Source organism: Methylosinus sp. R-45379, from assembly GCF_001644125.1.
GTDB lineage: Bacteria > Pseudomonadota > Alphaproteobacteria > Rhizobiales > Beijerinckiaceae > Methylosinus.
The window spans coordinates 1-8,156 of record NZ_LUUM01000302.1; the positions used below are offsets into that span (position 1 = coordinate 1).

6 protein-coding genes are annotated in these 8,156 nt (G+C 65.4%); 5 read left to right on the plus strand and 1 reads right to left on the minus strand.

Annotation, left to right across the window (positions count from 1 at the left end; genetic code table 11):
• The 3 genes from A1351_RS21870 to scpA all read left to right on the plus strand — a co-directional run.
• The coding region (locus A1351_RS21870; protein ID WP_064033916.1) for a retropepsin-like aspartic protease at positions 1–672 on the plus strand (672 nt) is incomplete at its 5' end.
• A 215-nt stretch (positions 673–887) separates the two neighbouring features.
• Positions 888–1,697: an SDR family oxidoreductase gene (locus tag A1351_RS21875; RefSeq protein WP_064033917.1), complete on the plus strand. Its 810-nt coding sequence runs from the start codon at positions 888–890 to the stop codon at positions 1,695–1,697.
• A gap of 94 nt (positions 1,698–1,791) precedes the next feature.
• Positions 1,792–3,957, plus strand: coding sequence for a methylmalonyl-CoA mutase (scpA, locus tag A1351_RS21880; RefSeq protein WP_064033918.1), 2,166 nt, complete (start codon positions 1,792–1,794; stop codon positions 3,955–3,957).
• Positions 3,958–4,122: 165 nt separating this feature from the next.
• On the opposite strand, the gene A1351_RS21885 is transcribed toward scpA, so the two are convergent.
• Positions 4,123–5,637 (minus strand): ATP-binding protein, encoded by a 1,515-nt coding sequence (locus tag A1351_RS21885; protein WP_083967454.1) that lies wholly within the window; start codon positions 5,635–5,637, stop codon positions 4,123–4,125.
• A gap of 418 nt (positions 5,638–6,055) precedes the next feature.
• On the opposite strand from A1351_RS21885, the gene A1351_RS21890 reads away from it, so the two are divergent.
• Entirely contained in the window at positions 6,056–7,237 is a 1,182-nt protein-coding gene (locus A1351_RS21890; protein ID WP_083967453.1) for a PA0069 family radical SAM protein, read from the plus strand.
• A 79-nt stretch (positions 7,238–7,316) separates the two neighbouring features.
• Entirely contained in the window at positions 7,317–7,946 is a 630-nt protein-coding gene (locus tag A1351_RS21895) for a ribonuclease HII (protein ID WP_024880830.1), read from the plus strand.
• Positions 7,947–8,156: the final 210 nt, after the last annotated feature.

The following is an 8,156-nucleotide window of genomic DNA, read 5'->3' on the forward strand; positions in this document are numbered from 1 at the left end:
GCGACGCCCGAGGCGCTGGGCGCCAGCGTATCCACCAGCGCCTCGGGCGTCGCTTCCCGCTGCGAGGATGTGGAGGCGGCCAATGTCGAGCTGAAGGCGGCGCAGGGCAATAATATCGGCCGGGCCAAATATCGCGTCACCCGCTGCGCGACCTCGGATGGGGATGATCTGCTCGGGCTCGATTTCTTCCAAGGCGCGCGCTTCTCGCTCGATCTCGAGAGCGGCGAGATGGTCTTCGTCCCGCAGAGTGATGGCGCGGGTTGGCGGTCCTTCCGCAAGCTCTGGCCGGATCAAAAGCTCGTCGGCCTCGAGGCGCGCATCGGCAAGACGGAGGCGGTCGGGCTCTTCGACACGGGGGCGGAAATCTCCGCCGTCGATCGCCGCTTTCTGGAGCGGCACAGAGCGCTCTTTGTCCTGGTGAAGAAAAAGGCCAAGGTGAGCGAGGCCTCCGGCAAGAAAATCGACACGAAAGTCTATAAGGCCAAGGAGATAGACATAGGCGCGGGACGCGTGCTGAAGGACGTCGTCTTCGTCTCCTATGATTTTGGGCCTTTGCGCGAGGCGCTCGGCGGCGAGGCGCCGATCATACTCGGCTTCGATGTTTTGAGCCGGTTTCGTTGGGAGCTGGATTTCGGGGCGGAGGGGCCGCGATGGAAGGCGGTGGGGAGGTAGCGTCTTTCTTCGAGAGCGCTTTTCTTCGCTCGACTTTCCCCTATGGAATGCTGCATCGGGATAGCAAAGCGTCGAGTCGGGCGGAGTAGATAGTTGCATTCTCACGAGAATTTTGCATTATTTCTGCAATGTGTCGCTCGCAAGAGCGTTTCTCGGCCGTGTCGTCGATGCATTTTTCAAATATTTCGACGGCGACTTCAAAAAAGAGATAGTCGATGAGCGTTTCGAGTTCGGATCGAAAAACTGTGTTGATCATTGGCGCTTCCTCGGGAATCGGAAAATGCTGCGCGGAACGGCTGGCGGCTTCGGGCTGGCGCGTTTTCGGCGCATCGAGGTCGGCGCCGCCGGCGGAGGCTTATGAAACGCTGCGGATCGACATAGAGGACGACGACTCCGTCCGCGACGGCGTGGCGCTCATTCTCGAGAAAAGCGGTCGCATCGACGCTGTCGTCAACAGTGGGGGCGTCAGCACGCGCGGATCGGTCGAGGATGTTCCTATGGCGGAAGCCCGGCAAATCATGGAGACCAACCTATTCGGCGTGCTGAGGGTGTGCCAGGCGACCTTGCCCGCCATTCGCGCCAGCAAAGGCGTCATCGTCAACATCAGCTCTTTCGGCGGATCGATCGGCACTCAGTTCGGCGGCCATTACGCCGCCTCCAAATTCGCTGTTCGCGGCTTGACGGAAAGCCTGCGTCGGGAGCTGGCCCCCTTGGGCGTCCGGGTGGTCGATGTGTCGCCGGGCCTGTTCAAGACGCGGATGACGGAGAATGTCGTCATCTCGGAGGGAACGCTGCATGGCGCCTATGCTGGAGATTTCGCCAAGTTTCTGAAAGGCAAAGACAAGTTCATGAAGAACATGTCGACGCCGGAGCCCGTCGCCGTGCTGATCGAAAAAATTCTGACCAGCGATCATCCGAAAGGCTATTATTTCGTGGGGCCGTTCTTCCAGCGCATCGTGCTGGTTTTGAAGAAAATTCTGCCTCAGAGGGCGTTCGACGCGCTGATCGCCAGAGCGCTCGGTTGAGGGTTCGTCCCGCCGCGGTCCTCGCGCCGTGGCCGGCCTTTGCGCCGGCCGCCGCTTTTCGCTAATAGACTGACGGAGCCGTCAGAGGAAAGAAATGTCCCAAATTCCCGACTTCAGCAAAATCGCCTTCGCTCCCGTCGCCGCGACCCCGGCCGAGGCCGCCGCGCCGCGCCGCTGGAGAACGCCCGAGGGCATAGAAGTCAAGAATTCCTACGGCCCGCAGGACATAGACGGCCTCTCCTTCATCGACGGCTTCCCCGGCGTCGCGCCCTATGTGCGCGGGCCGTATCCGACCATGTATGTCGCTCAGCCCTGGACCATCCGCCAATATGCGGGCTTCTCCACGGCCGAGGATAGCAACGCCTTCTACCGCCGCAATCTCGCCGCCGGGCAGAAGGGCCTCTCCATCGCCTTCGATCTCGCCACCCATCGCGGCTATGACAGCGATCATCCGCGCGTTTCCGGCGATGTCGGCATGGCGGGCGTCGCCATCGATTCCATCTATGACATGCGCACTTTGTTCGACGGCATTCCGCTCGATCAGATGAGCGTGTCGATGACGATGAACGGCGCCGTTCTTCCGGTGCTCGCGCTGTTCATCGTGGCGGGCGAGGAGCAGGGCGTGCCGCCGGCGCAGCTCACCGGCACGATTCAGAACGACATCCTCAAAGAATTCATGGTGCGCAACACCTATATCTACCCGCCGTTTCCATCGATGCGCATCGTCTCGGACATATTCGCCTACACCAGCAAGAATATGCCGAAGTTCAACTCCATCTCCATCTCCGGCTATCACATGCAGGAGGCGGGCGCCTCGGCCGATCTGGAATTGGGCTACACGCTCGCCGATGGCGTCGAATATGTGCGCGCCGGCGTCGCCGCGGGGCTCGATATCGACGCTTTCGCGCCGCGGCTCTCCTTCTTCTTCGCCATCGGCATGAATTTCTTCATGGAAGTGGCGAAGCTCCGCGCCGCGCGCCTGCTGTGGGCGCGGCTGATGAAAGACCTCGGCGCCAAGACCGAGAAGAGCATGACTCTGCGCACCCATTGCCAGACGTCGGGCTGGTCGCTCACCGCGCAAGATGTTTACGTCAACGCCATCCGCACCAGCGTCGAGGCGATGGCGGCGACGCAGGGCCATACGCAATCGCTGCACACCAATGCGCTGGACGAGGCGCTGGCGCTGCCGACCGACTTTTCCGCCCGCATCGCCCGCAACACGCAAATCGTGTTGCAGGAGGAGAGCGGCACGACGCGCATCATCGATCCTTGGGGCGGCTCCTTCTATGTGGAGAGGCTGACCGCCGAGCTCGCCGAGGCGGCGTGGAAGCACATAGAGGAGATCGAGAGCCTCGGCGGCATGGCCAAGGCGATCGCCGCGGGCCTGCCCAAGCAGCGCATCGAGGAGGTCGCGGCGAAGACGCAGGCGCGCATCGACACGGGACAGCAGGTCGTCGTCGGCGTGAACAAATTCCGCCCGGACAGCGACGTCGCGCCGGATGTGCTGAAGGTCGATAATTCCGCCGTGCGCGCCGCGCAGATCGCCAAGCTCCAACGCCTGCGCGCCGAGCGTGACGAGGCGAAGACGCAAGCAGCGCTCGATGCGCTGACCGAGGGCGCGAAGGGCGACGGCAATCTTCTCGCGCTCGCCATCGAGGCCGCGCGCGCCAAGGCGAGCGTCGGCGAAATCTCCTATGCGCTTGAAAAAGTCTTCGACCGCCATAAGCCCAAGGCCAATGTCATTTCCGGCGTCTATGCGCGCGAGGCTGGCGCCGATTGCGACAAGGTCGCGCGCGTGCGCAGCATGACGGCGGCCTTCGCCGAGAATGACAAGCGCAAGCCGAAGATTCTCGTCGCCAAGCTCGGCCAGGACGGCCATGACCGCGGCCAGAAGGTCATCGCCTCCGCCTTCACGGATTTGGGTTTCGAGGTCGTCATCGGCGATCTCTTCGCGACGCCGGAAGAAGTGGCCAAGCGCGCCGCGGAAGAACAAGTGCATATCGTCGGCGTGAACACGATGACCGCCGGCCATCTCGCTCTGACGCCGGAATTGCGCGACGCGCTGAAGGCGGCCGGGCGCGAGGAGGTGATGATGGTCGTCGGCGGCGTCATTCCCGAGCAGGATTTCCAAGCGCTCTATGACGCCGGCGCCGCGGCGATCTTCCCGCCCGGCACCAATATTCCGGAAGCCGCCGAGAAAGTGCTGCAAGAGCTGAACGTCCGTCTCGGCTATGCGCAGCGGGAGACGATTCGGCAGTAAGGGAAATTTCCTCCTCTGCCCGTTCGCGGGGAGAGGGCCGGGGTGAGGGGCTCGGGGCGTCAGCCACCGACGGAAAACGCCCCCGGCCCCTCATCCGCACCTTCTCCCCGCATGCGGGGAGAAGGAAGGCGGCATAGGCCGGGCGACAGCAATCCTCAGAAATCGTCAGGCGGAACTCACCTCGGTCGTCGTCGCTGCGGCGCCCGGATCGCCAGGCTCTGTCTCCCAAGCGACGCCGGGAATGGCGACGATCCGCCAGCCGCGCTGGTCGAGACGGCAGACGATCGCCTGCTGTTCCTCCATATAGGCGAGCAGCCGCCGCGCCCGTCCGGGCGAGCGCGTGCCATAGGCGCTGGCGACATCGGCGTCGGAAGGGCAGGGGCGATGGTCGAAGGCCGCGCGCGCCAGCGATAGAAAAACGCCCTGCATATCCTCGGGCAGAGCGCCCGCCATTGCGAGCACCTCGGCCCAGGGCGAATCCTCGGACTCGGCTTCGGCGAGCTCTATGCCGGCATGGGCCACGGCGAGGCGACGGCGGAAGGCGGGCAGGCTCAAGGGCTCGCCGCCGATGCGACGGATCCGGCAGCGCACCAGAAAATCCTGATAGAGCACCGCGATGGTGCGGAAATTGGCGTCGCTGTCGCTCAAAATCTCGCGCAGCGCCGAATCGATCGCGGCCTGACGCTGCTCGGGCGAAATGCTCGGCGGCGGCTCGGCGGCGGGCGGCGCCGGCGGCGCGCTGCGGGCGAGCCGCGCCAGCACATCGGCGGTCGGCGTGGGCGGCGCCGGCCGGCGCGGCGCCTCGAAGCGCGCTTCATTGGCGCCGGGCGTGAAAATGAGATGCGCGTCGTCGGCGCCGGCCTCCGGCAGCGGCAGCAGCCTGGGGCTGACATTGCGCGCGGAAGTCTCCACCGGGCCGATGCGCACGGGCAGCGGGCGGCGCGCCATGGCCGGGCCGAGGGCGACGAAATTGCCGCTCTGCAAATCGCGGAACATTTCCGCCTGCCGCCGCTCCATGCCGAGCAGATCGGCGGCGCGCGCCATGTCTATGTCGAGGAAAGTGCGGCCCATGAGAAAATTGGACGCCTCCGCCGCGACATTCTTGGCGAGCTTGGCGAGGCGCTGCGTGGCGATGACGCCGGCGAGACCTCGCTTGCGGCCGCGACACATCAGATTGGTCATGGCGCCGAGCGAGGCTTTGCGCGCCTCGTCCGACACTTCGCCGGCGACGGCGGGCGCGAAGAGCTGCGCCTCATCCACCACGACGAGCAGCGGATACCATTGGTCGCGCTCGGCGTCGAAGAGCCCGCCGAGAAAGGCGGCGGCGGCGTGCATCTGCTGCTCGGCGTCGAGCCCTTCGAGATCGAGCACCACGGAGACGCGGTGCTGGCGGGCGCGCGCGGCGATGCGCGTGAGATCGGCGATGCCGCAGCGGGCGTCCACCACGACATGGCCGTAGCGCTCCGCCAGCGTGACGAAATCGCCCTCCGGATCGATGATCGCCTGCTGCACCCACGGCGCGCTCTGCTCCAGCAGGCGGCGCAGCAGATGCGATTTTCCGGAGCCGGAATTGCCCTGCACCAGAAGGCGCGTCGCCAGCAGCTCCTCGAGATCGAGCGTTGCGACGCCGCCATCGGCGCGGGTCCCGAGATCGATGGAAACCTTGGCGGGCGCCGTCATCGCGGCGCCCTTCCAGCCGTGAAGGGGGGAAAGATCATGGCGCGGAGTCATATCGATTCGCGCCGCGCGTTCAACTGCGTCGCGCAGCCTGTGGACAAGCGCGCGCTGTCGGCGGCGTGCTCCGGGCGCCTTTTCTCCGTTCCATTCTCTTTGTGACCGGCCGCCTCTTTGTGACTGGCTGCGCCGCCGCCGCTTGACTCGGCCTCGTTTGTTCCGTATACGTTCTCTTGTTCGTCAAATGTTCCGAGCGTGCGTAAACAAGTCCCCTAGAGTTGTAAGTAGCCGTTGTAAGCGTCGCATCGAGGCTCGCGGTCGCGAGGCGCCCCAGTGTCGCGCATGGGCGTCTCGCGCCGCGAGCCGAAGCGAGGCCGGCGCCCGGCGAGACGCCGGCCGCAGGGCCGGCAAGGAGATCATCGCCATGGCGAGCTCGGCGAAACGTCTGATCGAGAAATCGGAGAAGAGCGACTGGCGCCGGGCGGCGCAGCTGAGCCGTGAGGCGATCGGCGCGGTCGTGAATTTTTCCAGCGAGGAGCGTCCGATCGTCGATCCGGCGCGGCGGCGCGGGCGTGGCGCGCTCTCCAATGAGAGCGGTCGTTTCGAGCGCGAGCGGCGCGTCGAGACCGATGACGGCTGGAATGGGTTGGAGGAGCTCGGCGAGTTCCACACCAATGTCCATGTCGAGCGGGCGAAGACGATCATCACGCGCAACGACTCGCCGGATATTTCCTTCGAGCGCTCCATCAATCCCTATCGCGGCTGCGAGCATGGCTGCGTCTATTGCTATGCGCGGCCGAGCCACGCCTATATGGGCCTCTCGCCGGGGCTCGATTTCGAGACGGAGATTTTCGTCAAGGAAAGCGCGGCGCAATTGCTCGAGCGCGAATTGTCGGCGCGCAATTATTCGCCCAAGACCATCGCCATCGGCGCCAATACCGACCCCTATCAGCCGCTCGAAAAGCGCTATCGCGTCACCCGCGGCCTGCTCGAGGTGGCGAGCCGCGCCGATCATCCGATCGGCATAGTGACGAAATCCTCGCTGGTCGTTCGCGACATCGACATTCTCGCGCCCATGGCGCGCAAGGGCCTGGTCAAGGTCGCGATCTCGCTGACGACGCTCGATCCGGCCTTGGCGCGGGCGATGGAGCCGCGCGCCGCATCGCCCGAGCGACGGCTCGCAACGATCGAGCGGCTGGCCGAGGCGGGAATTCCGGTCGCTGTTCTGGTCGCGCCGATCATTCCGGCGGTCAATGACGCCGAGATCGAGACCATATTGACGCGCGCCCATGCCGCCGGCGCGCGCGAGGCCGGCTATGTGATGCTGCGGCTGCCGCTCGAGCTGCGCGAATTGTTCAGCGAATGGCTCGTCACCCATTTTCCGGCCAAGGCCCGGCATGTGCTCTCGCTGGTGCGCTCGGCGCGCGACGGCAAGCTCTATGACCCGTCCTTCGATAAGCGCATGACCGGCGACGGCCCCTACGCCTGGATGATCGGACGCCGCTTCGAGCTTGCCGCGCAGCGTCTCGGCTTTTCGCGCACGCGGCTGCGCGCCGATCTGTTCCGGCCGCCCCGCAGCGACGCCGAGCAGCTGAGCCTTTTTTAAAAAGGCGCGTAGGGATCGATTGCTCCGATCCCGCCGCTGTGTTTTTTTCAGTCGCCCCTTTTCGACGAGCCGAGCGAGCATGCCCCCCCATTTTCTCACCGAGACGCGCGTTCTGCGCGGCGGCGCTCGGCCCATCGCCGGCGTCGACGAGGTCGGGCGCGGGCCGCTCGCCGGGCCGGTTGCGGCCGCGGCCGTGATTCTCGACCCGAACCGGCTGCCGGACGGCGTCGATGATTCGAAAGCTCTGTCGGCCAAGGCGCGGGACGCCGCCTTCGAGCGAATCGTCTCCAGCGCGCTGGCCATCGGCGTCGCCTTCGCCAGCGTCGAGGAAATCGACCGGCTGAACATTCGCCGCGCGGCGCTGCTGGCCATGGCGCGCGCCGTCGCCGCGCTCCATGTCGCGCCGGGCTTCGTGCTGGTCGACGGCCGCGACCTGCCGGAACTCGCCTGCCCGGGCGAGGCGATCGTGAAAGGCGACGCGCTTTCTCTTTCCATCGCCGCCGCGTCGATTGTCGCCAAGGTTGCGCGTGATCGCCAGATGCGCCGCCTCGCCCGGCTCTATCCCCATTACGGATTCGAGACCAACGCCGGCTATGGCACGCGCGAGCATCTCGCCGCTCTCGAAACCCATGGGCCGACGCCCTTTCACCGCATGAGCTTCGCGCCGCTGCGGGAGCTGAGCGAAGCGCGCCCAGAGCTCGCCCCGTGAGCGCGCGCCCAAGCGCTCGCACCTCCCATGAGCGTTCGTAAACATCTGGTGAAAATGGAATTTCTTAACGAAGGCGTGCGGAAAAGGGACAGCCGCGCACGGGCTTTCTAAACCCGGCTTTTACCGCGATCGGGCATTGTTCGCATCGTTGGTTGCGTAGCCGGTGATTGTTCATGAGTAGCGCGCGCGTCGGGGCGGCCCGCCCCAAGT